The sequence below is a fragment of the Mucilaginibacter agri genome (assembly GCF_009928685.1).
Taxonomy (GTDB): domain Bacteria; phylum Bacteroidota; class Bacteroidia; order Sphingobacteriales; family Sphingobacteriaceae; genus Mucilaginibacter; species Mucilaginibacter agri.
In genome coordinates this window covers 662,181-686,584 of sequence record NZ_WWEO01000045.1, presented here as the reverse complement: position 1 = coordinate 686,584, position 24,404 = coordinate 662,181, and the positions used below count along the sequence as shown (strand labels likewise).

Annotated in this window: 22 protein-coding genes; 11 read left to right on the top strand and 11 right to left on the bottom strand. The window is 41.1% G+C overall.

The genetic code is table 11. The annotated features are described in order from the left end of the window. Positions 1–134 precede the first annotated feature (134 nt). From GSY63_RS23085 to GSY63_RS23065, 5 genes are all read left to right on the top strand, one after another. Positions 135–845: a TolC family protein gene (locus GSY63_RS23085; RefSeq protein WP_166588206.1), complete on the top strand. Its 711-nt coding sequence runs from the start codon at positions 135–137 to the stop codon at positions 843–845. Continuing rightward, positions 845–3,010, top strand: a complete 2,166-nt coding sequence (locus GSY63_RS23080; RefSeq protein ID WP_166588205.1) for an exopolysaccharide transport family protein — start codon at positions 845–847, stop codon at positions 3,008–3,010. The genes GSY63_RS23085 and GSY63_RS23080 overlap by 1 nt, the downstream gene beginning before the upstream one ends. Positions 3,011–3,013: 3 nt before the next feature. Continuing rightward, positions 3,014–4,201, top strand: coding sequence for a glycosyltransferase (locus tag GSY63_RS23075; protein WP_166588204.1), 1,188 nt, complete (start codon positions 3,014–3,016; stop codon positions 4,199–4,201). A 139-nt stretch (positions 4,202–4,340) separates the two neighbouring features. Further along, positions 4,341–5,870, top strand: a complete 1,530-nt coding sequence (locus GSY63_RS25100) for an O-antigen ligase family protein (protein ID WP_317168597.1) — start codon at positions 4,341–4,343, stop codon at positions 5,868–5,870. Positions 5,871–5,884: 14 nt separating this feature from the next. After that, positions 5,885–7,087, top strand: coding sequence for a glycosyltransferase (locus tag GSY63_RS23065; protein WP_166588203.1), 1,203 nt, complete (start codon positions 5,885–5,887; stop codon positions 7,085–7,087). Between the two features lie 24 nt (positions 7,088–7,111). On the opposite strand, the gene GSY63_RS23060 is transcribed toward GSY63_RS23065, so the two are convergent. Then, complete coding sequence (locus GSY63_RS23060) at positions 7,112–7,885, bottom strand: glycosyltransferase (protein ID WP_166588202.1); 774 nt, start codon at positions 7,883–7,885, stop codon at positions 7,112–7,114. A 53-nt stretch (positions 7,886–7,938) separates the two neighbouring features. Next, a complete protein-coding gene (locus GSY63_RS23055; protein ID WP_166588201.1) occupies positions 7,939–8,727 on the bottom strand; it encodes a glycosyltransferase family 2 protein in 789 nt (262 codons plus the stop codon). An 87-nt stretch (positions 8,728–8,814) separates the two neighbouring features. Here GSY63_RS23055 and GSY63_RS23050 point away from each other — a divergent pair, with 87 nt between their 5' ends. Continuing rightward, complete coding sequence (locus GSY63_RS23050; RefSeq protein WP_166588529.1) at positions 8,815–10,158, top strand: oligosaccharide flippase family protein; 1,344 nt, start codon at positions 8,815–8,817, stop codon at positions 10,156–10,158. On the opposite strand, the gene GSY63_RS23045 is transcribed toward GSY63_RS23050, so the two are convergent. The 4 genes from GSY63_RS23045 to GSY63_RS23030 are packed head-to-tail and all read right to left on the bottom strand — an operon-like array spanning position 10,155 to position 12,741. Then, positions 10,155–10,670, bottom strand: a complete 516-nt coding sequence (locus GSY63_RS23045; protein ID WP_166588200.1) for an ATP-binding protein — start codon at positions 10,668–10,670, stop codon at positions 10,155–10,157. The genes GSY63_RS23050 and GSY63_RS23045 overlap by 4 nt on opposite strands. Positions 10,671–10,687: 17 nt before the next feature. After that, a complete protein-coding gene (locus GSY63_RS23040) occupies positions 10,688–11,023 on the bottom strand; it encodes an STAS domain-containing protein (protein WP_166588199.1) in 336 nt (111 codons plus the stop codon). Positions 11,024–11,026: 3 nt separating this feature from the next. Next, on the bottom strand, positions 11,027–12,169 hold the full coding sequence (locus GSY63_RS23035) for a fused response regulator/phosphatase (protein WP_166588198.1): 1,143 nt from the start codon (positions 12,167–12,169) through the stop codon (positions 11,027–11,029). Continuing rightward, the gene (locus GSY63_RS23030; RefSeq protein WP_166588197.1) at positions 12,169–12,741 is read right to left on the bottom strand and encodes a hypothetical protein; all 573 of its coding nucleotides are present in this window, start codon (positions 12,739–12,741) and stop codon (positions 12,169–12,171) included. Before GSY63_RS23030 ends, GSY63_RS23035 begins: the two co-directional genes overlap by 1 nt. 46 nt (positions 12,742–12,787) lie before the next feature. Here GSY63_RS23030 and GSY63_RS23025 point away from each other — a divergent pair, with 46 nt between their 5' ends. From GSY63_RS23025 to GSY63_RS23010, 4 genes are read left to right on the top strand one after another with little or no spacing between them, the layout of a single operon-like run. Beyond that, entirely contained in the window at positions 12,788–13,708 is a 921-nt protein-coding gene (locus GSY63_RS23025; RefSeq protein ID WP_166588196.1) for a glycosyltransferase family 2 protein, read from the top strand. Next, positions 13,709–14,881, top strand: a complete 1,173-nt coding sequence (locus tag GSY63_RS23020; RefSeq protein ID WP_166588195.1) for a glycosyltransferase family 2 protein — start codon at positions 13,709–13,711, stop codon at positions 14,879–14,881. It begins immediately after the preceding gene. A 13-nt stretch (positions 14,882–14,894) separates the two neighbouring features. Beyond that, complete coding sequence (locus GSY63_RS23015; RefSeq protein ID WP_166588194.1) at positions 14,895–15,509, top strand: acyltransferase; 615 nt, start codon at positions 14,895–14,897, stop codon at positions 15,507–15,509. 60 nt (positions 15,510–15,569) lie between these two features. Continuing rightward, complete coding sequence (locus tag GSY63_RS23010) at positions 15,570–15,959, top strand: hypothetical protein (protein WP_166588193.1); 390 nt, start codon at positions 15,570–15,572, stop codon at positions 15,957–15,959. Positions 15,960–16,424: 465 nt separating this feature from the next. On the opposite strand, the gene GSY63_RS24880 is transcribed toward GSY63_RS23010, so the two are convergent. From GSY63_RS24880 to GSY63_RS22995, 3 genes are all read right to left on the bottom strand, one after another. After that, the gene (locus GSY63_RS24880; protein ID WP_166588192.1) at positions 16,425–17,660 is read right to left on the bottom strand and encodes a sugar transferase; all 1,236 of its coding nucleotides are present in this window, start codon (positions 17,658–17,660) and stop codon (positions 16,425–16,427) included. A 3-nt stretch (positions 17,661–17,663) separates the two neighbouring features. After that, the gene (locus tag GSY63_RS23000) at positions 17,664–18,068 is read right to left on the bottom strand and encodes a response regulator transcription factor (protein WP_166588191.1); all 405 of its coding nucleotides are present in this window, start codon (positions 18,066–18,068) and stop codon (positions 17,664–17,666) included. A gap of 126 nt (positions 18,069–18,194) precedes the next feature. Then, positions 18,195–18,989 carry a glycosyltransferase family 2 protein gene (locus GSY63_RS22995; RefSeq protein WP_166588190.1) on the bottom strand — a complete coding sequence of 265 codons (795 nt, stop codon included), beginning with the start codon at positions 18,987–18,989 and terminating at the stop codon, positions 18,195–18,197. A gap of 115 nt (positions 18,990–19,104) precedes the next feature. Between GSY63_RS22995 and GSY63_RS22990 the strand changes: the two genes are divergently transcribed. After that, a complete protein-coding gene (locus GSY63_RS22990; RefSeq protein WP_166588189.1) occupies positions 19,105–21,729 on the top strand; it encodes an MGH1-like glycoside hydrolase domain-containing protein in 2,625 nt (874 codons plus the stop codon). A 92-nt stretch (positions 21,730–21,821) separates the two neighbouring features. Here GSY63_RS22990 and GSY63_RS22985 read toward each other — a convergent pair whose 3' ends face one another. Both GSY63_RS22985 and htpG read right to left on the bottom strand, forming a co-directional pair. After that, positions 21,822–22,322 carry a DUF4251 domain-containing protein gene (locus tag GSY63_RS22985; RefSeq protein WP_166588188.1) on the bottom strand — a complete coding sequence of 167 codons (501 nt, stop codon included), beginning with the start codon at positions 22,320–22,322 and terminating at the stop codon, positions 21,822–21,824. Positions 22,323–22,470: 148 nt separating this feature from the next. Next, a complete protein-coding gene (htpG, locus tag GSY63_RS22980; RefSeq protein ID WP_166588187.1) occupies positions 22,471–24,354 on the bottom strand; it encodes a molecular chaperone HtpG in 1,884 nt (627 codons plus the stop codon). Between the last annotated feature and the right edge of the window lie 50 nt (positions 24,355–24,404).

The window sequence follows — 24,404 nt, the reverse complement described above, 5'->3', positions numbered from 1 at the left end:
TCCAAAACTTTTTTTTGGCGCACATCGTAGTAACTATATATTCATTTTAGCTTGTTAGTTGGGCGTGTAAAATGATTTGCATACTTTTAAGCACCCGATCGTATTAAGCTTATTTGACGATGACTTGTTTGTTAATGAAAAAGACACCTACTTATATACTATTACTTGTAATAATCTTATTATCGGTTAGCCAATCAACCAAAGCTCAATCATCAATAATTCAAGATATCGATACGGCTTATTTAAGTAAACTTATCGCCACTGCCAAGGCTAACTATCCCCGGGTAAAAAACCTGCAAAATCATATTGAAATAGCCCAACAAAATATAGGTAAGGCCAGGGCGTCGTATTTCGATGCATTTACGTTTTCATACGTTTACCAGCCGCATAGCGCAACCATAGTTAATACCGCTGGTGGCACAACTACGGGACAAAATTACAGCTATTTTAATGGTATACAGGCCGGCGTTTTCTTTAACCTTGGTAACTTTTTGCAAAAACCTTATGCTGTACGTGTGGCCAAGCAAGAATTGTTGGTAGCCAATAGTGAGCGCGACGAATATTTTTTAACCCTCACAACGGAGGTTAAAAAACGGTATTACACATACATATTGCGTTTAAACGAATTAAAGATTCAATCGCAATCGGCGCAGGATGCGGATCAGATCGTAAAAACATTGAGGCATAAATTTGAGAAGGGTGAAGATACCTACGAAAATTATAACAAAGCGCAGGTAACATTTGCCGACCGCAACCAAACACGTATAGCGGCGGAAGCTAACCTGCTTAATGCCCGCGCCGATCTGGAAGAATTACTTGGACAAACACTCGAAAGCGTTAAATAATGGAGATTAAAGGATTTATTACCTTACTTAAAAAGCATAAGTACACCCTTGTCATTATTCCATTAGTGGCAATTATAATCACGTATTTTTTGGTACGTAACCAGCCTAACAGTTATAGTTCTCAGGCACAAATTTCCACAGGTATTGTCGACCAAACTCAACAAACTTTAGGACAGGAAGTGCTTCAGGAATCGAGGATAAACCAGGAGTTTGCCAATATTATTCAACTGATCCGTTCCAAAAAAATGCTCGATCAGGTTTCGTACCAGATCATGATCCATGACCTTACGAGCAAAACCCCATACCGTACTCCGAGTAAGCTGATGGAAAGCATGAACCAGAGTGCAAGGGAGCATGCGGTTGCCGTTTACAGCAACTTATATAAAAATCGTCAAAGCCTTTCGTTGTTTGATAAGGACCAAAAGGGGATGTATGATTTGTTGACCTCTATGCATTACGATGATCAGTCGATATTAAAAACGCTTACCGTATACCGTAGTGAGAATAGCGATTTTGTACAGGTAGAAATGGAAACGGATAATCCGGAGCTTGCTGCGTCGATTGTAAACACACTTTGCGGCGAGATGATCGAATACTTTAACTTTTTGTTAAAAGACAACCAGCGTAAGGCCGTAAGCTACCTGGGTACTTTGGCCAAAGCTAAACAAGATACGCTAACCAAGCGCATGAACGATCTGAAGGATTATAAGATCAAAAATCATGTGTTCAATCTTAACGAACAGGCAAGAGCGCTTTACGGCCAGATAGCAGATTTTGAAACCAAGTTAGATCAGGCAAAAAAAGATGCAGTGGCTTTTCAGGGTGCTATTGGTAATATCGACAAGCAGTTTGATCCTAACGACCGAAAATATTTAGAGAGCGCCATGGTTAGGATTAACCAAAGCATTGTAAACAGTCGTGCCCAATTGCAGGATTTGAATAGCAAATATGTGCAAAGCAATTTTAATCCGAGGTATAAGAACTCTATTGACTCATTACGAAGAGTAATTGAAAGCCAGGTTAACCAATCATCCGATAAATATATAACCAATCCGCTAAGCAACAAACAGAACCTTATACAGCAAAAACTAAATCTGCAGGTACAACAAGAAGTTGCTCAAAACAGCATCAGCTCCATGACATCGCAATTGGCGGCGTTGAATGACAGGCTGCATACCCTGGTGCCACATGAAGCTGTTGTACAAGGCGATGAAAGTGCAATTACTGTTGCCAGTCAGGAATATCTCGACGTGTTGCAGAAGTATAATCAAATGAGCCTGGAATCTAACTTTACGGCACGCTTAAAACAAGTTAGCATGGCTATGCCGGGTATGGCCCAGCCATCTAAAAAAATGCTGTTGGTTATTATTAGCGGCATTGTAAGTTTTGTGTTCTGTATCGCAGTATTCTTCGTGCTGTTTTTGTTAGATACTTCGTTAAAAGCCCCAAGAGACTTGGCCAACAAAACCAAAACACCCGTTCTTGGTTACCTAAATCTTTTAAATACTGCCTCTATCGACTTGAATAAGGTTTGGCACGACAGGCAAAATACGCCGGATGTTGCCACGTTTCGCAATCTGCTACAATCAATACGATTTGAGATTGAAACTGAAATGCAGGACGATAAGGTATTGCTAGTTAACAGTATAACGAAAGGCGAAGGTAAAACCTATTTGTCTATGAACCTGGCTTATGCTTTTGCGGCCATCAACAAACAAGTTTTACTTATCGACGGTAACTTTATCAATCCGGGCATTACTAAACTAATTAACCCTAAAATTTACCTCGAAGATTATTTAAATGGTAAGGTAGATGCCAGCAACAACGAATCTGTATCGAATATTACTTTTATGGGTAACAGAAATGGTAGCGCATCGCTTTTAGAAGTAGCCTCGCAGCAGGTTATCACTTCTAAAATAGAAGCCTTAAAACAAGTGTTTGATGTGATCATTATCGAGGCATCAGCATTAGAAACTTTAAACAAATCGAAAGAGTGGATAACTTTTTCTGATAGGATATTAACCGTATTTGAAGCCGGACAAAGTTTTAAAGAACCTCAGCAGCTTAATCTGGAATATTTAAAATCGTACGGTAATAAGTTTATTGGTTGGGTAATGAACATGGTTATGCCAGACGAGCTGGTTGACACCGCTAAAGTAAAATAGGCAATGGTTGTTATAAACTATATCTGGATAGTTATACAGGTACTTATTGGCTACAATTTGGTGCTTCCATTTTTATTGTACCTTATATATGCTGCAAAAAAGCGTAAGCCTATGGTTCGGGCCGATTTGTTTACCGCTCAGGATGCCGACTATGGTATTATAGTAACCGCTTACGAGCAGGTAACTGCCATACCCGATGTGGTTAAGTCGCTTTTGAAGCTCAACTATACCAATTACCTTATTTACATTGTTGCGGATAAGTGCGACATATCCGGATTAAACTTTAACGATGAGCGCGTGATCATTCTCCGTCCCGAAGAAACGCTTGCGAGTAATACAAGGTCACATTTTTACGCCATTAACCGTTTTAAGCGCCCCCACAGCCGTATAACTATTATTGACAGCGATAACCTTACCGATCCGGAATATTTAAACCAGTTGGATATTTATTTTGCTGCTGGTTTTCAGGCCGTGCAGGGGGTGCGCGATGCCAAAAATTTAAATACAACCTATGCCCGCCTGGATGCAGCCCGCGATATTTACTATCATTTTTACGATGGTAAAATTTTGTTCGGTATTGGTTCGTCGGCTACGCTGGCAGGGTCGGGGATGGCGTTTACCACGCAGCTTTACCGCGATTGTTTGGAGCATCTTGATGTAACAGGTGCGGGTTTTGATAAGGTTTTACAGCATGCTATATTGAAACGCAACCAGCGGATAGCCTTTGCAGAACACGCAATTGTGTACGACGAGAAAACTACTCAGAGTGATCAGTTAGTAAAACAACGTTCGCGATGGATCAATACCTGGTTTAAATATTTTGTGTTAGGGTTTGATCTTGTTTTCCGTGGTAGCTGGAACCAATTTGTATTCGGCCTTATTTTACTGCGCCCGCCGTTGTTTATATTTTTGATCTTGTCGGCATTTTTTATGTTGGCTAACATTTTTATAAGCGCCACAGCAGTTATCATATGGTTGGTTGCCTTTATCACATTTGTGTTTGGCTTTTACCTTTCACTAGCTAAATCTGAAACAGATAAAAGTATCTACCAATCGTTGGTTAATATTCCGAAGTTTATTTTCTACCAGGTATTATCGTTAATGAAAGTGCGTAAAGCCAACAAACATTCGGTAGCCACTACGCATTACTATCATAGTCAAAAGGATGAGGAGTTAAGCGATGAGAATTAATCCGTCTGAAAAAGTAATCTACAAAGATGAAATTGCGGCCAAGCTGCAAGAAAAAACGAATAAGGTAACTCGCATTGTTGCATTGGTTGTAGCATTTTTAAGTACTTACACGTTGATTTTTAAAATACTATTTTTTTAAGTGGCAGAAAGTTTTACGATAGTTAACGATAGAGTTGCGCGTAAGCGTAAAAAAAGCTTTAAAGAAACGCTTCGTGAGATTCTCGTGGTTCAAAAACTACGCAGCCCGGCTGGCATGATGATGTTTATTGGGTGCGCCATAATCATGGGATACGGCGTAGCCTCCGGCGGCGCTACCTTTGGCGGCATTGTTGTAGCTATTTGCGTGGCGGTACCACTTATTTACGGGGTAGTGGCCTATCCTAAATTTGGCACCGTTGTGCTGCTGCTAATGGCCTATTTCCTGTTCCAATTGGGGCGTATAGGGGTTCCCGGGCCTTTGGGTACCGTTATGGACGCCTTACAACTATTGTTGTTATTGGCCTTGCTTGTTAACCAGCGACGCGAAGATAACTGGGCCTTATTTAAAGGCCCCATAAGTGTTATGATACTGCTTTGGGTTGCTTATAACATTATAGAAGTAGCTAACCCAACTGCGGCATCCCGTTTGGCATGGGTCTACACCGTTCGTTCGGTGGCCATCCTCCAATTTAGTTATTTTATATTTTTGTACAACGTTCGTACCATAGAGTTTGTACGGTTTTTATTTAAGCTTTGGCTCGGGCTTGCTTTTATCGGAGCACTATGGGCGTATAAACAAGAATACATTGGCTTTTCGGACTCAGAGATGGCCTTTCTGAACACGCCCGACCTGATTGCGTTATTGTTCATAAATGGGCACTGGCGTAAATATTCGATATTTTCAGATCCTGTAGCGTTCTCTTATAACATGGTAATGCCTTGCATTTTATGTATCTGCATTATATTCGGACAATTTAAGGCATGGAAAAAGGGAGTTGCGGCCTTCATGATTCTGTTTTGCTTTGTGGCAATGTTATACTCTGGTACCAGGGGTGCTAACGTGTTGCTGCCCGCAGCATTGTTTATGTTTGCCATTCTTAACTACAATAAAAAGGTGCTGATATTTTCGTGTATCGCTGCATTTTTCTTTATCGTGTTGATCAATTTTCCTACTGGTAATCAAACTATTGTTCGTTTTCAATCAGCTTTCAGGCCTAATAACGACGATTCCTACAACGTTCGTAAAAAAAATCAGAAAAGGATTCAGCCTTACATCTTGGGCCATCCGATGGGCGGCGGTTTAGGCTCTGTGGGCGAATGGGGCAAAAAGTTTGCACCGGGCTCGTACCTTGGAAATTTTGCTCCTGATAGCGGCTATATGCGTGTAGCAGTAGAAGACGGATATCTTGGGCTTATTCTTTTTTGTACCATGATGTTTGTGATGATGAAAACGGGCATCAATAATTTTTATCTCATTAAAGATCCCGAACTTAAATCGTACTGTTTAGCGGCAACATTAATCGTTTTTACGTACAATGTTGCCAATTTTCCGCAAGAAGCATTAGTACAGTTCCCTTCAAATATATTATTTTATCTATTTTGTGCATTGATGGTTATTACTAAGCGACTTGATGACGAAAAACAATTGAGAGAAGCTCAGAGTAAACAATTAATTGAAGCAGCCGTATAAGCCCGATATTGCAGATGAACATAGACACTATCGTTAACAGGGATATTATAGTAGTAGGCCAACAACCGTGGGATGTTGAAATAGGCAGCAACTGTAAAAACCTGGCGGTAGAGTTTAGTAAGCACAATAGGATCTTATATGTTAACTCGCCTTTAGATCGCGTCAATTATCTAAAAAACAGGCATGAGCCGGCTATCCGTAAACGGTATGATGTGTTGAAGGGTAGGGCGGAAAGTTTGATTAAAGTAGAAGACAACATTTGGAACCTTTATCCGGATGAGATGATCGAATCCATTAATTGGATCAAAAACACATCTTTACATACTGTATTAAATAAGATTAACAATAAACGGTTCTCCAGGTCTATTTTAAAAGCCGCAGAGCAACTTGAGTTTAAAGACTACATTCTCTTTAACGATAATGATATTTTTCGCTGCTTTTATTTAAAGGAGCTTTTAAAGCCTGCGGTGAGTGTTTATTATAGCAGGGATAATATGGTAGCAGTTGATTATTGGAAATATCATGGTAGCCGCTTGGAGCCTCAATTGATAGCTAAAAGTGATGTGTGCGTGGCTAACTCGAGTTATCTGGCCAGTTATTGTAAAAGATATAACCCGAACTCTTACTATGTGGGGCAGGGCTGCGACCTGGATATGTTTACCAACTTTGATGCCGCACTTCCGGCCGATCTGATGGATATTAAAAGACCAATTATCGGTTATGTAGGTGCGTTGCAGAGCATTCGTCTTGATATTGAGTTATTAGAACACATAGCGCAACAGAAACCCGATTGGCAGTTGGTTTTAGTGGGACCGGAAGATCGCGAGTTTACGGCGAGTAAGTTGCATCAATATTCAAATGTGCATTTTCTGGGTAGTAAATATCCTTACATGTTACCGGCCTATATTGCTGGTTTTGATGTATGCATTAATCCTCAGATTGTTAACGAGGTGACTATCGGCAACTATCCCCGTAAAATTGACGAGTACCTGGCGATGGGGAAACCAACTGTTGCTACGCTTACCGAGGCTATGAGTGTTTTCAGTGAGCATGTCTACTTGGCCAAAACTAAAGAGGACTATATTCCGCTGATCACTAAAGCGCTTGAAGAGAATACAGAGCAGTTGCAAAAACAACGCATCGAATTCGCATCAGGTCATACCTGGGAGAATAACGCAAAGGCCATTTATAGCGCCATCAATAGCACAGAAATATAATTCTGTTTAAAGCCCTGTATCGAATTATTTTGTTGGGAAAGTTAGTAGCTCGTAAGTGTGCTTCACATTACGGTATACGGCTCGTGCTGCAGCTATGAAGATATTTTTGCTTTGGCGGAAGTCGCTGCGGGTCATGGTACTTGGTTCGTCCGACGAATTTACCTGATCAAACAATCCTTTAAAATCTTCATAAAACATTGCCTTGCCTTTATTTTTAAGGAAAGATAATGCCATCAGAAACTCTGTGCGGTCGCCTTTAATGCCTTCTGCGTAACGCCCGAATTTTTCAAAGAAGGTAGTACGGCGTAAATGCGGATGGTCGCTATAGCAATGAAACTTTCGGTAACCCGGATACCAGATCTTAAATAACATTTCCGAATAACCGTCGCGGTACGGTTTTAAGTATGGATACTTAAAGTAAGCGTAAAAGCGTACAAGGTCAATGTCTGCACGCTCTTCCATAATAGATAGTGCATCGGCCAGATGCTTGCCATATCCCTCGAACGGATCAAAATCTTCCTGCACATATAGTGTGTACGGCGTAGTAACCGCATCCTGACCCTTATTGATGTTATTACCAAGCCCTTTATTCTTTGGAGTAGTCACCAGGTTAAAATTGTACCTATCCTGAATAGATTTAAGATACTCCTGGTGCTCAGGTTTGCTGCCGTCATCAGATACCACAATGCCACCAAAGCTTATTTCTTGCTTGGCAAAGCTTTGCAACAAACGCTCGAGCGACTGACTGCGATTGTAATGGGTAATTAAAAGTGTGACGGCATTAAACTGCTGCGGCATATGAACAATTAGATTATATAAACTTATAAATATAACTCAATATCAATATATTATTAGCGTTTCTTATAGAGCACCTCGTAGGTCCACTTTAATAACTTAAAGCGAAGATAAAAGTAACGGACAGCCAGTGCCGCCGGGTTTTTGCTCTCGCGCCAGCTAGCACGGCCCATGGTGCTCGGCTCGTCTGAAGAGTTTTTCTGATAAAATAATTCGGTAAAATTATCGAAGAACAAGCCCCGGCCTTTGTGCTGTATAAACGAAGCCGCCATTCTAAACTCTGTCAAATCACCTTTAATGCCTTCAGGATAACGACCAAACTTTTCAAAAAAATTGCTTCTTCTTAAATGGGGGTGGTCACTGTAAACGTAAAACTTAAGATGGTTACTATAAAACGGCGACGCTTTAAATATCATTTCGGAAAATCCTTTCTTATAAGATTTCGTATAAGGATATTTAAAGTAGGCGTAAAAGCGGGCGATATCCAATGTTGGGTCGGCCGTTAAAAAGCCAAGGGCATCTGTAAAATGTTCGGCAAAAGCGGGTTTGGGTTCAAAGTCTTCCTGCACATAAAGCGTGTAGGGTGTAGTAACCGCATCCTGGCCCTTGTTGATATTATTACCGAGACCCTTGTTAACCGGAGTTGTAACCAGGTTAAACTGATATTGCTGGTGTAAACCTTTAATGTATTCGAGATGTTCGGGCTTGCTGCCATCATCAGATACAACAATGCCGCCAAAGCTAAATTGCTGGTCGGCAAAAGTTTTCAATAGTCTCTCTAACGAGCGACTACGGTTGTAGTGGGTGATAAGCAGGGTAACGTCCGGAAAATACAGTTTAGCCATGTGGTATAAAGGTGCTTAATTTACGCTAATATCTAATAAATAGATTTATTTTAAGTAACCTTGTTTTACGAATATTTGCTGATAAAGATGTGGTCGAAAGTAATTAGTGCGATAAAAAATAAACATTTTCTCTCTTTGGCCGGTAACGGAATCATGATTGTACTAAGTATGATCACCACCGCCATCATCTTCAGGGCTCTTCCGATAGCAAAAGCGGGAGAGTGGGGCTTCTTCCAGGCAACGTTCCTGCTGATAGATACTTTTCGTTCGGGATTTATCACCACCGCCTTTATTAAGTTCTACGCCGGTTCTGACGAAAAGCGCACGGCCGAAGTGGCGGGATCAACCTGGTTTGTATGTTTGCTGATTACTGGCGTGTTAGTGTTAGCTAATATTCCCGCATTTTTCTGCAGGAGCTTTATAAGTGATTCGGGCCTATTACTGTTTATTAAATGGTTTGGTATGGCTTATGTATTTACGTTGCCCATGTTTATGGCTACCTGCGTTTTACAAGGCGAACAACGGTTCGACCAACTGCTGTATGTACGTTTTGTAAACCGTGGATCGTTTATCGCGTTTATTATTATCCTCATTGTTATGAGGAAGCTTAACCTGGACACCTTGTTATACGCGTATCTGCTGTCTAATCTTATAACTAGTATCTACACATTGGCAATGGGTTGGTCGCGTATTAATACATTGGGTAAACGTACCAAAGCGGGTATTATGGAAATCTATAATTTTGGTAAATATAGCGTAGGTACAACGCTCAGCTCCAATATGTTTCGCACCTCTGATACCTATATTATCAATTTTATGTTGGGGCCGGCGGCGTTGGCCATCTATAACCTGGGGCAAAGCCTGATGCAACTGGTAGAGGTACCACTGGTTAGTTTTGCCGCCACAGGTATGCCCGAACTATCGGCACGCTATAACCAAAACGACCGCGAGGGCGTTATCTTCACCATGAAGAAATATGCGGGTATGCTCACTATTATACTGATCCCGGCATGCCTTATCGCCGTTTTGCTGGCCGATTTCGCTATTGGGTTGATAGGTGGCGGCAAATATGTACATACAGAAGCTGCCAACGTGTTCCGTCTGTTTATGACTTTTGCTTTGTTATACCCCGCCGATCGGTTCTCTGCCCTTACGCTCGATGTAATCCATCGCCCGCAGGTTAATTTCTATAAAGTACTGGTGATGCTGGCTGCCAACATTATTTTCGATTATCTCGGTATAAAGGTGCTTGGTAATGTTTACGGTGTGGCCATAACCACCGTAGTGCCGGTTTTAATTGCGGTAATTATCAGTTACGTGGAGTTAAGAAAGTACCAGAAATATTCATTCTGGAGTATTTATTCAGTTGGTTTTACTGAAACTAAATTATTGCTAAATAAAACCCTGGCGGCAATCAGGCCTGCCCATTAGATATTTATACTTGCTGTAAAGGTATTCGCATGGTTTTGCTTGTTGTATTGATAGCAAAACTCATCGGCCGCTTTGGTAATAATGAGCAGGCCAAAGTGCTCCGGGAAATCATTTATGTTAATGGTCGGGGCGCTATTTTCGTGGCAATAAAAGCAAAGCCTGCCATTTTGCTCTACTGCATAAAGCGTATGCATAATATCGGCAGTTATGATAATTCCACCCTCAAAGGATTTATTCTCCAGCCCAGGGAAATTCATCGGCGTACCATGGTCTGTTTTTATGAAGCGTACAAGGCTATCTGTTATCTCCAGATTTAAAATAACCTCATCTGTATTAGCATGCTTAATGGCGTTGGTAAGCAGCTCCGTTAAAATAAACTTCGATTTAAAAAGCACCCCACTAATTCCGGCATCCACGGATATATTGCTTTTTATAAGCCATAATATTTCCTCCAGTAAATCAGCAGGCATGGATGCTGCGTAACCGAGCTTAAAAGATTTTTGTACAAGCACGTTATCGCCTCCTATGGTTAATCTGCCGTTGTGGCGTCGGTAAAGGAGTCGTAGATTTTAAACACCTTGTCCAGGCGTATTAAGGTCATTAGGTCGTAAATATCTTTTTTAAGGCCAACTAATGCGATATCCAGTTTTAGCGATATTGCATGTTTTAGCGCAGATACCAATGCCCCTAAAAAGGTGCTATCGATATAGTTTACCTGGTGCAGGCTCAGGATTACTTTTTTATGATGGGTATCAAGCAGGCTAACAATTTCTGTTTTAAACGCATCTGCGCTGGCCATATTGGCTTCGTGCAGCTTAATGTCTACCAGTAAGTAATTGTTTTGCTCTTTGATAATATCTATCATCTTCTACTTTTTATAAATGTGTATAATACTGCTATCATCAACAACGGTATGTGGCGGATGTTGAATTAAAAACTGCTTGACCTTGTTAAACGAGTTACTGCTGCCAGTTAATTTCTCCAGTTGAGCGGTAAACAAGTTGTAATCACTTTTTGCGCCGTCGGCCGTTGCATAATCAATAATTCCGTCGGTAAAAATAAACAACTGATCGCCAGACCTCATATCAATTTGCTTTTCGTCATACTGACCATCGGCAAACATACCCAAAAGTAAGCCTGAACACCTTAATTGTTCAAATTTTTTCGTTTTAGCTTGATAGTGAATCACCGGCAAATCGCCCGCGCCAGCGTAAGTAATCTGGTTTGTTTCTTTATCTACCATTAACAATGATAGCGTAGCTAAGATGTCTTTCAGGGCGTCGTCGCCGCAAATAATCTCGTTAACTTTTGCCAATATTCCCGCGGGCGAATACTCTTGACTGGACACACCGAAGCGTACCGCAGCGCGGATGTAACTCAAAAAGCTAAAACTCAGAAACCAGGCCATCCATTTTTTACCCATAACGTCGCCCAGTATTATAAAGTTAAAGCGATCTGTTACCGGTATAAAATCAATAAAATCGCCTCCGGGTATATCCTGAAATGTTTGATGCCAAAAATTTATTTCATAGCCCTCAATATCAGGAGCCTTTTGCGGCACGGTGCGTATGTTAAGCGCCGCGGCTGCCTTTTTTACCTCCATTTCAGATAGTTCCCGTTGTTTACTTACGGTATTAAGCAGATTGTAAAGTTTGGTTACTATTACACTAACGGGCGTGTCTTTTAATACATAATCAATCGCCTGCAAGCCCAATCCAGTTATTACAAGGTCTTTATCAGAAAAATCGGTAAGAAATATAAACGGGATATCTTTTAGTAATGGTTGTTTAAGCACATATTTCCTAAACTCAATACCGTTCATAATCGGCATCTGGTAGTCGGACAAGATAGCATGCGGAACATCGGTAGCCATATGCCGAATGGCTTCATTAGCAGAGTGGGCAATAACACATTCAAATCCAGCTTTGTTAAAAGCCTTGGCCATCATTTTCAAAAAAAGCGGATTGTCGTCAACCAGCAGTATTTTCTTAAGTGTTGGTGTGGCGGTCATTATCGTGATCGGCTGATATTTTTCTTGGTAAGTGTTTTTATAAGCAGATATATTCCGGCTAATATAATCAGTAGGGAAATAACATCCATTATGGTAACTCCATCATTGGGGTTAAAATAGTAAATGGTAAACATCTCGAAATAGGGAGGGGCGGGCATGATAATCATAGCGAAACCGAGGCCAATCATAATAACGCCGATAGAAATAAGCACCGCGGCCGAAACGCGTTCCTGCCGGATAAATCTGCGCGCCACATGGTTGTCTACTCTATTGTTGGTAAGTAATATAGTAAACTCATCCAATAATTCTTCGCGAGAGGAGGTTGCGCTTAGTTCGTCTATTTTCTTAAATTCACTTATTTTATCCTGGCTAAGATCTGTGATTTCCAGGGCTTTGTTAAATTTTTTTTGAATAGATTTCACAGATTCGCTATCCAATTTGCTGTCGCTTAGCAACTGGATTAACTCATCCAATTTCTGGTCGATATCGCGCTGCTTGTCGTGCAGTTTTTGAAGATCTGAAATCTCTTTTGATATTATTTTTCTATTCTCCAACTGGATCAATATTTTCAACGTAACTTAATCGGCTGTGTAATACGTTTAACACTGGTATCATTAAATGAAAAAAACAGTTTCTATCATTACCGTTAATTTTAATCAAAGTTTTGTTACCGAACAACTCTTGGCCTCTATTCGTGCTACAAACGTGTATTCGCACATAGAAATTGTTGTTGTAGACAACGGAAGCAAAGAAAATAGCGTACCAGAGTGGACAGTCAAATATCCGGATATAAAGTTTATCCGGTCGGACATTAACCTCGGCTTTGCCGGTGGTAACAATTTAGGCATAAAAGAAGCAAAAGGCGAATATTTATTCTTTGTAAATAACGATACCGAATTTACTCCCGGATTAATCGAAACGCTGGTTGATGTAATGGACCAAAATCCGTCGGTGGGTATGGTTTCGCCAAAGATAAGATACTTTGATCAGCCAGATACACTTCAGTACGCCGGTTTTACAGAAATGAACTATTATACCTGCCGCAACTATTGTATAGGCCAGTTTGAGTTAGATAAAGGCCAGTATGATAAAAACCTTGGCCCAACAGGCTACGCACACGGCGCTGCCATGATGCTTAAACGCGAATCGATGAACAAAGTAGGTGTAATGGCCGAAAATTTCTTTTTGTATTACGAAGAAATGGACTGGTGCGACCATATTAAACGTGAAGGTTATGAAATATGGTTAGTGCCGCAAGCACTGATCTATCATAAAGAGTCGGTTTCGGTAGGTAAGGCCAGCGGGTTGAAGGAGTATTTTATGAACCGAAACCGCATTTTATTCATTCGCCGCAACGCACCGTTTTTAGCAAGGATATTTTTTTATGTTTACTTTGTATTGGTTGTTACGCCCCGAAATATTTTAAACTATTTGAAGAATAAGCAAAAAGGTTTTACAACGCTTTTACTTAAAGCCATTTGGTGGAATATTACCGAGAAGAAAGACAGTAATAATTTAGGATACCCCATTACACGATAAATGAAAATTGCACTTTGGCTTAGTCTGTTTATAGTATTTTACGCCTTTTTTGGATATGGAATATTGTTGTTTTTCCTGATCAAAATCAGGAGGGCAATTAAAGGTGAACGAAAACCTCCTATAGTTAACGCTGATCTGTTGCCGAGCTGTACGCTGATTGTCGCTGCTTACAACGAGCAGGACTTTATTGTAGAGAAGATTAAGAATACCTTGGAACTCAATTATCCTGCTGGTAAAGTTGAGTTTATATTCGTTACAGATGGATCTACTGACGCTACACCCGAGTTAGTTGCTGCTTATCCTCAGATTAGACTGATGCATAACGAGGGCCGGAGCGGTAAGATTGCTGCCGTGCACCGCGCAATGGATACCGTTACTACTGATGTAGTGGTATTTACCGATGCTAATACGTTTTTGAATACCGATGCACTGATCAAAATCTGTCGCCATTACGCCGACCCTGAAATTGGCGCGGTAGCGGGTGAAAAGCGAGTACATGCCGACGAAACTGCCGACGCTACGGCAGGAGAGGGTTTTTACTGGAAATACGAATCGAAACTAAAGACGTGGGATGCCGAGCTGCATACTGTAGTAGGCGCTGCCGGAGAGTTGTTTAGTATTCGTACCAACTTATATCGACCGGTGCCTGTAAATACCATCCTGGATGATTTTATGATCTCATTACTGGTTGCAGGCGAAGGTTATCGCGTGGTTTACGAGCCTGAAGCTTATGCTACCGAGAATGGCTCGGAAAGTGTAGGCGAAGAGCTTAAACGTAAGATACGCATAGCAGCCGGCGGCATACAATCTATTGTGTGGCTCAAAAGCCTGTTAAATCCTTTTAAAATGCCTGTGCTTACGTTTCAATATGTTAGTCACCGGGTTTTACGCTGGACGGTGGTTCCCTTCCTAATGATACTGGCCCTGATACTCAATATTGTAATTGTCGCCAGCGGTTATACCAGTTGGTTATACGAGTTGCTTTTATTGGGGCAGGTAATGTTTTATGCTATGTCGTTACTGGGCTGGTTACTGGAGACCCGGGAAATTAAAGTTAAAATTCTGTTCATACCCTACTATTTTTGCATGATGAATTACGCGGTTATCCGCGGTATATTCAGGTACTCGGCCGGAAAACAAAGCGCGGTTTGGGAAAAAGCAAAAAGGAAATAATTACACCGTTTATATGTCGCTAAAGGATAAGATCAAAAGCAGCCCATCATTAAAAGCCTTTGTACACTGGATGCTGATACCCAGCGGCGAGGCCAGGCCTAGGTTATGGGTTAAATGGTTTGTAAATCCCTTTATACATAAACGGGGCAAGGGTTCAGTAATCCGAAACCGTACACGTATAGATGTGTTACCCTTCAATCGTTTCGAACTTGGCAACCACTCTGCCATAGAAAGCTTCTCTACTATAAATAATGGCGTAGGCGATGTATTGATAGGCAACAAAACGCTCATTGGGATGAGCAATGTAATTATAGGTCCGGTTACTATTGGTAACAATGTGATCTTCGCCCAAAACATTGTGGCCAGCGCGCTAAACCATGTTTATACAGATGTAGATGTGCCTATCGTAGATCAACCTGTAATTACCAATCCCATTATTATTGAAGATGATTGTTGGATAGCTGCCAACGCTGTGATAACCTCTGGCGTAACCGTAGGCAAACACAGTGTTGTAGCAGGTGGCGCCGTAGTAACCAAAAGTATCCCGCCATATTCGGTGGCAGCTGGGAATCCCGCTAAGGTTATTAAACGTTACGATTTCGACGCGAAGGAGTGGGTAAGGGCCTAAAGAGATTGTCTGTTATCAGTTGTCGGAGGTCGGGGAATTAAGACTGGTGAGGTTATTGGGATGAAGAAAGAAAAGTTTGTATTCGATAGAAAATTAAAGATCATATTAGTTAGCTTGGTGCTGCTGATTGTGGTATGCGTGGCGCCATTTCTGATCTGGTCTGAAGATGCCACGGTGCACCGCGGACAGTTGGTTTTGCAAGATGCCGCATTACAGGAATTTCACGGACGGGTTGATTCTGTTTATTTGGATAAAAATAAAGCCAATGCAAGGACTCTCTTGCTATCCGATGGAAACACATTTATGCTTTATCCCGACTGGCAATCTAAAGTAAATAAGGGAGATTCTTTGTCGAAAGAGAAGAATGTCTACCAGGTAAATATTTACAGAGACGGAAAAGCGGGTGGCGTTTTGGATTATAAAGAATTGGTGAAGGCTTGGGAGAAATAGCGTTTTCTATTTTCGGTTAGTACTTGAGTGCTACGGCAAGTTTCCAACTTGGGATAATAATGTTGTAAGATTTCACCTTACCTAAACTGAAAGCTTACCCATTATAAATCACAAGTTACGCTTCGCTAAATTTCGATAGCAAAATTTTAGTTTGCTTAAGCGTCCATTTTAAAGGATGTAGAACACCTCAATAAAAGGACTTAAAAGTCATAAAAGTGGACGGTTTTCAGCACACCATGACTTTTAGGTGTGTAATTTAATGGATTGATTGTAAGGTATTTAAATCTAATTTTAGGCCAAATAATAACTTATACGTCGGATTCCCGCGGACGATGTGGACGATCCGCTCCACGCTCCAGTTATCTTCCTAAGTACAGATATAAAAAAAGAGGTTTAGCAATTCTGCTAAACCTCTTTTTTTATATCATGCTGCCGGCAACCGACAACTGAAAACAGATAACCGAATTATACGCTTTCCTTTTGCAATAACGCTGGTATCGTTTTAAATATCAAACGTAAATCGTTTTTAAGGCTGTGGTTTTTGGCGTAAACGTTATCCAGCATCAGGCGCTCTTCTTCGCTCATGTCGCCTTTACCGCGTTTTTCTACCTGCCATAAGCCGGTGATGCCCGCGGGAGCGTTGAAGCGTAAGGCATATTTATCCGTTGTTAATTTCTCAGCCTCATAAAGCGGTAGCGGACGATTGCCCACAATGCTCATATCACCTATAAACACATTCCACAATTGTGGAAGCTCATCGATACTGGTATTACGTATAAAGTTACCCACCTTGGTTATGCGCGGGTCGTTTTTCAATTTAAAGAAGGCTGAGCCTGCTGCCGTCTTCTTGTTTTTCATGTAATCTTTCTCGCACCAGCTAACCTTATCTGTGTAGATCGGGAACTGGCATTTGCCTGCCTTCAAGCAATCGTTACATAGCATTGGCGTAAGTGGGGTAGATGGTGCTGCGGTTACCTCTACTGTAGCTACGGTTTCCGGCGCAGGTGTCTCCGAAGCTGCTGAGTATTGGTTCAAGTGTTTAAGATCTTTCAGGCGCTGATCGGCATTCACATACATCGACCTGAATTTGTAAAACTTAAACACGCGGTATCCGGTACCCACGCGTAACGAATAATAAAATGCAGGGCCTTTAGACTCCAATCTCACCAGTAAGTAAATAATCAGGAATATTGGCGACAGCATCAATAAAGCCATACCTGAGAAGAAAATATCAAAAGCACGCTTACCTGCCGGCACTACATAATTATCATTAACCTTTACGTGTACGTTGCTTTTAATATGGTCCCAGTTATCTACCAAAAAGTTTACCCTGGTTTGCACCTTATGCATTTTGGCAGGGGCCTTAAAAACGTCGACCACACCGGCGCTAAGGGCAAGTTTGCGTAAGTTGCTGTTGTATTGATTTGATATCAGGAAAAAAGGCACGTGTGGAAGTCCTTTGTTTTTTAAAGCCTCCAGTAAACTAATGCCCGATGGGGCCAATATTTCACTTTGCGAAATAATACCTACTATGTTGAGTTTTTTATTCTCCCACGCGGTAGAAAGTTCTACACCGTTATTAAAGTACAGGATTTGCCTGTCTTCAAAATTACAGCAGTTCAATAAGGCAATTACGTCTTCAGTTCCGTGTATCACGGCAAGGTATTGAATGGCGTCGCCAGATAAAGTAGAATCGACCATAAATTAGTAGGTTATTTTACCAATACGTCTTAAAATAGCTCTTACACGCGCTTCAACCTCGGCCGGATTAAATGGTTTTACGATAAAATCGTCGGCACCACTATCGAGGCATTTTATACGGGTTTCGGAACTATCTTCTCCCGAAAGTATAATTACCGGGATTGATTTAAAAAAGTCGCTTGCGCTTAGTTGTGCAACCAGTTCTAAACCGCTTAGGTTGGGAGTGTTCAAATCGGAAATAATGAGGTCGGGAATGTTTCCGTTTTGTAGATACACTATAGCATCCATTGCTGTTGGAAGTATCTCTACATCATAGGTTTTACTAAGAAACTTTTTGAGTATCAGTTGCATGTACGCGTCGTCGTCTACTGCAAGGATTTTGGTGCGGTCAGAATCAGTTAAACCCATTGTATGGATAGTTGTGTTTTTAAATTAGGTACTGTTAAATATACCGTAAAATTTTTGATGTTGTGTTACCACTTTTACGAAAAAATCGCCTGCACAGTTTCAAAAATTACATTTTTTGAAAATTTATTAACCAAACACACGTTTCAATCTTTTGAAGGTCGCCTTCCACAAACCACCGTCTATTTGTATGCGCCTGTCGGTAGTCCAAACAATAGCTTTGGGGCTTGTAACGCGGTACAAGTTGCCAAAGCCCTTGTCCTTAAGTTTTAATGCCAGAAAGCCATCTTCGTTAGTGCCCGGAGGATGATTAAAACTGTCAACCTGCAAACCTTGTTCGCGCCTAAAGCCCGAATTAAACCCGTACACGTTAACGGCTTCGTTTTTGAAAAATTTATTATAAAGCCGGGTAAAATCGGCAAAGTATTCGTAAAAGAAATAGGTAAACCTCCCCGTGTTTCCTACCGGGATAAATGAGAAGCGTCCGTAGGTAATAGCAACCTTATCGGAGTTCGCTAAAGGCTTCACCATTTCTTCTATCCAGTCTTTTGGATAAATGGTATCGGCATCGGCATTAAGGATATATTTTCCCGTTGCGGTATCCAAACCCATATTTCGTGATACGGTAATACCCTGTATACTTTGTAAAACACAGGTAACGCCGCAGGCTTTTACCAATTCTTCGGTTTTATCTTTGGAGTTATTGTTAACTACCACAATCTCCACCGCGCGGTTTGTTGTGTTGTTGCATAGTGAAGAAAGCGTTTGCACGATGGTGAGCTCTTCGTTATAGGCGGGTATGGAAATCGTTACCTCAGCCGGTCCTGTTTTACGTAATTTCTGATAAGCTTGGTAAACTTCTGCTGGTTCAATTTTATCATTTAGGTAATGATTAACGTAATCTGGTATTCCGACTGGCCTCATATAGGTGTAAGTTAATAAAGCTATTTTAAATGTAAAATAAAACCTTTTACATCATTCTTTATATTTAAGTTTCGATAATATAAATTATTATTGGAGTAAGCTGTTTAACTAATAGATGAATCCGGAACAATTACGACTCAAAGACCCTGCATGGAAACAGTGGGGGCCATATGTAAGCGACCGCCAATGGGGTACCGTTCGCGAAGACTACAGCGCCAATGGCGATGCCTGGAATTATATTTCGCATGATATGGCCAGAAGTAAGGCTTATCGCTGGAGCGAAGAGGGTATTGCCGGCATTTGCGACGATCAACAGTATTTGTGCTTCGCTATTGGCTTATGGAATAAAAAAGATCCCATAATTAAAGAGCGGTATTTCGGCCTCACCAATCCAGAAGGTAATCATGGCGAAGATGTAAAGGAATTGTACTATTACCTGGATAGCACGCCAACGCATTCGTACATGAAGATGTTGTATAAATATCCGCAACAGGCCTTTCCATACGAGCAACTAAAACAGGAAAATGCCAGGCGGCCAAGAACCGAGCCTGAATTTGAATTGATAGATACCGGTATTTTTAATCACGATGAATACTTTGATGTATTTGTTGAGTATGCCAAAAATGCGCCCGACGATATCCTGATCAAAATAACGGTGCATAACCGCGCCGGAGTAGATGCACCCATTAATGTGCTGCCAACTGTGTGGTTCCGCAACACCTGGGCCTGGGGGCGGCACACGAGTGTGCCTGCTATAAACGCCGATTCGCATGGGGTAATAGAATTGTATAACAAAAACATCGGTGGCGAGTATTGGCTAATTGCAGAAGGAGAGCCCGAATGGCTTTTTTGCGATAATGAGACGAACACCAGCCGTTTATATAATTATGATAACAATAAGGCTTACGCGAAAGACGGCATCAATGATCATTTGATTCACGGTGCGTCAACTATTAATCCGCAGCAAAAGGGAACTAAAGCCTCGGCTAATTACGATTTGATCGTGCCAGCAAAAGGAAGCGCAACTCTAAGGTTAAGGCTGACTAGAAATCCAGCTAATCAGTTTAATGATTTTGATGAGATTTTTCAATCGCGCTTAGCCGAGGCTGATCAGTTTTACGAGGAACTGGAGCAAAACAGTGCCAAGTCGAATCCCGATCTAGCTATGATACAACGGCAGGCTTTTGCCGGAATGTTATGGAGCAAGCAATTTTATAACTATAATATTTTTCAATGGTTGCATGGTGATCCGAGCCAACCCAAACCGCCCGATGATCGTTATAAAATGCGAAATGCCGAATGGCAACATTTTGCAGCCCGTGAAATTATTTCTATGCCCGATAAGTGGGAATATCCTTGGTTTGCTGCCTGGGATCTGGCCTTTCATTGTTTGCCGTTAGCGAGTATAGATGCCGATTTTGCAAAACAGCAGCTTTTGTTGCTGACCAAAGAGTGGTATATGCATCCCAATGGTCAGCTGCCTGCCTATGAATGGGCCATGGGCGATACCAATCCACCTGTACATGCCATGGCAACCTGGAATGTATACCGGATTGATAAGCTGGCTAACGGTGGCAAAGGTGACATATTCTTTCTCGAAGCGATATTCCACAAGCTGATGCTGAATTTTACCTGGTGGGTTAATCGTAAGGACTCTGCAGGTAATAACATATTCGAAGGAGGGTTTCTCGGTTTGGATAATATCGGTGTATTTGACCGTAATGCGCCGCTGCCAACAGGAGGCTACATAGAACAGGCCGACGGAACGAGTTGGATGGCTATGTATTCGCTAAACCTGATGCGAATTGCCATTGAGCTTGCCGCAACCAATAAAACCTATGAAGAAATAGCTGTAAAATTTTTCGATCACTTTATGTATATAGCCGGTGCAATGTCTACAATTGGTTTGGATCATGCAGGACTATGGGATGAGGAAGACGGCTTTTTTTACGACGGGTTAGAACTTCCGGATGGTACAACGAAGCGTTTAAAAGTGAGAAGTGTTGTCGGCTTAATTCCTTTATTTGCCGTAGAAGTACTATCTGATAATGAGATTACTGCAAGCCCTATATTCAACACACGCTTGAAGTGGTTTTATGATAACCGTCCTGATCTTGCCAATCAGATTTCCCGGCTTAATGAGCTGAACCCTGAAGGCAAACGCTTAGTAAGTTTATTGCGCGGCCACCGTATGAAAATGTTATTAAAGCGTATGCTTGATGAGAACGAGTTTTTGAGCGATTACGGTATCAGATCGGCCTCGAAATATCATCTTGAAAACCCTTATCGTATTACTGTTGATGGTGAAGAGTTTAGCGTGAAATATCTACCCGCCGAAAGCGATAGCGGTTTATTTGGCGGCAACAGCAACTGGCGCGGCCCAATATGGATGCCAATGAATTATCTGCTGATAGAAAGCCTGCAACGTTTTCATCAATATTATGGCGACGAATTTAAGGTTGAATGTCCGACAGGTTCGGGAGTATTTATGAATTTAAAAGAAGTTGCAAACGAACTGCGTAGGCGACTTTCGAGCATTTTCAAGAAAAACAAAGAGGGTGTAAGACCGGTATACGGCACTAATACTAAACTACAAAGCGATCCGGCGTTTCTAGATCATATCTTATTCTACGAATATTTTGATGGTGATACAGGTCGTGGCTTAGGCGCCTCACATCAAACCGGTTGGACAGGCTTAATAGTAAGTTCCCTGTGCGTGAACCTGCACCCAGACGAGTAGTTTGTTGGTTAGGTAATTTGGTCGATTTGTTAATTAGATGTTTACAGGGTTCAAGATGGCTTTTCGAAAGGTTAACTCAATCAACAAATCAATTACTTAGCCTTATCCTTTAGATATCCATCGAATGATATCGCGCTTTTATTGGTAATTGTAAATTGGGCGTTAGTGTATCCATCAGCGGAGACGTACATGTTGATTTGTGTGATGTATTTAGCATCGGACGGGTTGATCACAATATCCCAACCGCCTTTTTTCTTTGGAGTGGCCTTATAGGTAAACTTAGTCGAGGTAAATTTTATACCACTGTCGTTAGAATCTCCATATCCTGCATCGAAATAAGCACGACCGAAGTAGGGCAAGTAAGCAATAAGCGAATCCTTTCTGACTTTTAAATCATAATCAGAATTAAGGTAGCGATGGCCGCCGCCAAGCGGGTTGGCATATTGCGCTACAAAGGTATAGTGTTGCGCATCTATCATTTTAGTTACAGCTGCTTGTTTAGCCGCTTTTTTTTCGGCCTTTGTTTGAGCTAAAACACCTTTAAAAGTTGCGAGGACGATAAATAGTGAGAAGATCAGTTTTATGGTTTTCATGACATAACATTGATTTGACTTTCCGATTCGGTCAACATTTCTCGTAATCAAGAATGTGGTTGTTTGGTTTTACAATGTTAAATATACCAAAAAAGCTGCCCGAAGGCAGCTTTTTATTTGTTTCACTTTTATGTATTTGTAGCAAATTTTAAATCAGGCTAACGCTGCGGTTAACAAACTCAGTTAACTCTGCACCGGTTAATAATCCTTGCGATAATAAAGCCAAATCAAATGCTTGTTTAGCTAATTGAGCACGAGTGTCGGTGTTTTCCTCGCTTAAGATGCGGGTAATCAATTTGTGATTAGCATTAACTACAACTTTGTAGTTATCGGGCATTTGCCCGTAGAAACCCATTCCGCCACCCATTGCAGCCATTTCTTTCATGCGGCGCATAAATTCGTCCATGGTTACAGTTACAGGTAACTCGTCAGGGCTAAGGCTTTCCAACTCAACTTTAAACGCAGGTTTATTGATAGCCGAATCGAAGATCGTTTTTACCTGAGTGCTTTGTTCTTCTGTAAGTATGTGCTCTGGTGCGTCTTCTTTATTGATCAATTTATCGGCAACATCGGCATCAACACGTTTTAGCGAGGTTTTATCTAGTTTTTGTTCCAGGTGACTTACAAAGTGATTGTCGATAGGAGAGTTCATCAACAATACATCGTAACCCTTCCGGTTAGCCGATTGGATAAAGGCATCCTGTTTGTCCGGATCATTGGTGTAAATGTACACCAGGCGACCTTCTTTGTCAGTTTGTGTAGCCTCTACTTTTTCTTTGTACTCGTTTAATGTAAAGGTTTCTTTAGCCGTATTGTTTAACAGCACAAAGTCTTTTGCTTTTTCGTAGAATTTATCGTCGCTGATAAAACCGTATTTAACAAATAAACCAATGTCATTCCATTTGTCTTCGTAAGCTTTACGATCAGCTTTAAATAGTTCAGCCAGTTTGTCAGCCACTTTTTTGGTGATGTAGCTGTTGATCTTTTTAACGTTGCTATCTGCCTGCAAGAAACTACGTGATACGTTCAATGGAATATCCGGAGAATCTATAACGCCGTGAAGTAACATTAAAAACTCGGGAACGATGTCTTTAACCTCATCTGTGATGAATACCTGGCGAGAAAATAATTTGATCTTATTACGTTGAAATTCGTAATCATTCTTCAACTTAGGGAAGTATAATACACCTGTTAGGTTGAATGGATAATCAACATTCAGGTGAATCCAGAACAGCGGGTCTTCAGAGAACGGATAAAGTTCTTTGTAAAAGTTCAGGTAATCTTCGTCCTTTAGCTCGTTTGGAGATTTAGTCCAGATTGGATTGGTTTCGTTGATGATGTTATCCGTTTCAACCGTTTTATATTTTGGTTTACCTTCTTCGTCCTGGCCGTCTTCTTCTTGTTGCTCATTAGTGCCAAATTTAATTGGCACAGGTAAAAATTTGGCGTATTTATCTAAAATTTCCTGTAGACGTTGTTTATTTAAAAATTCTTCCGACTCGGTATTTACGTGAAGAATGATGTCTGTACCGCGGGTTGTACGACTGCCTTCGGTAATTTCAAACTCGGTACTACCATCGCAAGTCCAGCGAGCTGGCTCAGCACCTTCCTGATACGATAGGGTGTTAATCTCTACCACATCGGCCACCATAAATGCGGAGTAGAAGCCTAAACCAAAGCGACCGATGATCTCATTGGCGTCTTTAGCTTCTTTAAACTTCTCCATAAACTCAGTAGCCCCCGAAAATGCAATCTGGTTTATATATTTCTTGATCTCATCGGCGGTCATACCCAAGCCGTTGTCAGAAATAGTGATGGTTTTATTTTCGGCATCTAAAGCAACTTCTACCTGTAGTTTACCCAGTTCGCCATTGTACTGACCCAATGAAGCCAGACGTTTAATTTTTTGGGTTGCATCTACTGCGTTTGATACCAGCTCACGTAAAAATATCTCATTATCAGAGTATAAAAATTTCTTGATAATAGGGAAAATGTTTTCGGTGTGGATTGATATTGTTCCTTTTTCTTGCATATCGTTATTATAAATATTTTTGGTCGACAAGTAAATATCAACTCACAGTC

Coding starts and splice junctions, on each gene's coding strand:
- GSY63_RS22995 (WP_166588190.1), bottom strand. CDS start 18,989: ATGAGGCCAGTCGGAATACCAGATTACGTTAATCATTACCTAAATGAT.
- htpG (WP_166588187.1), bottom strand. CDS start 24,354: ATGCAAGAAAAAGGAACAATATCAATCCACACCGAAAACATTTTCCCT.
- GSY63_RS23075 (WP_166588204.1), top strand. CDS start 3,014: ATGGTTGTTATAAACTATATCTGGATAGTTATACAGGTACTTATTGGC.
- GSY63_RS23040 (WP_166588199.1), bottom strand. CDS start 11,023: ATGATAGATATTATCAAAGAGCAAAACAATTACTTACTGGTAGACATT.
- GSY63_RS23010 (WP_166588193.1), top strand. CDS start 15,570: ATGAAGAAAGAAAAGTTTGTATTCGATAGAAAATTAAAGATCATATTA.
- GSY63_RS23015 (WP_166588194.1), top strand. CDS start 14,895: ATGTCGCTAAAGGATAAGATCAAAAGCAGCCCATCATTAAAAGCCTTT.
- GSY63_RS23060 (WP_166588202.1), bottom strand. CDS start 7,885: ATGCCGCAGCAGTTTAATGCCGTCACACTTTTAATTACCCATTACAAT.
- GSY63_RS23020 (WP_166588195.1), top strand. CDS start 13,709: ATGAAAATTGCACTTTGGCTTAGTCTGTTTATAGTATTTTACGCCTTT.
- GSY63_RS22990 (WP_166588189.1), top strand. CDS start 19,105: ATGAATCCGGAACAATTACGACTCAAAGACCCTGCATGGAAACAGTGG.
- GSY63_RS23055 (WP_166588201.1), bottom strand. CDS start 8,727: ATGGCTAAACTGTATTTTCCGGACGTTACCCTGCTTATCACCCACTAC.
- GSY63_RS22985 (WP_166588188.1), bottom strand. CDS start 22,322: ATGAAAACCATAAAACTGATCTTCTCACTATTTATCGTCCTCGCAACT.
- GSY63_RS24880 (WP_166588192.1), bottom strand. CDS start 17,660: ATGGTCGATTCTACTTTATCTGGCGACGCCATTCAATACCTTGCCGTG.
- GSY63_RS23035 (WP_166588198.1), bottom strand. CDS start 12,169: ATGACCGCCACACCAACACTTAAGAAAATACTGCTGGTTGACGACAAT.
- GSY63_RS23025 (WP_166588196.1), top strand. CDS start 12,788: ATGAAAAAAACAGTTTCTATCATTACCGTTAATTTTAATCAAAGTTTT.
- GSY63_RS23085 (WP_166588206.1), top strand. CDS start 135: ATGAAAAAGACACCTACTTATATACTATTACTTGTAATAATCTTATTA.
- GSY63_RS23080 (WP_166588205.1), top strand. CDS start 845: ATGGAGATTAAAGGATTTATTACCTTACTTAAAAAGCATAAGTACACC.
- GSY63_RS23050 (WP_166588529.1), top strand. CDS start 8,815: ATGTGGTCGAAAGTAATTAGTGCGATAAAAAATAAACATTTTCTCTCT.
- GSY63_RS23000 (WP_166588191.1), bottom strand. CDS start 18,068: ATGGGTTTAACTGATTCTGACCGCACCAAAATCCTTGCAGTAGACGAC.
- GSY63_RS23065 (WP_166588203.1), top strand. CDS start 5,885: ATGAACATAGACACTATCGTTAACAGGGATATTATAGTAGTAGGCCAA.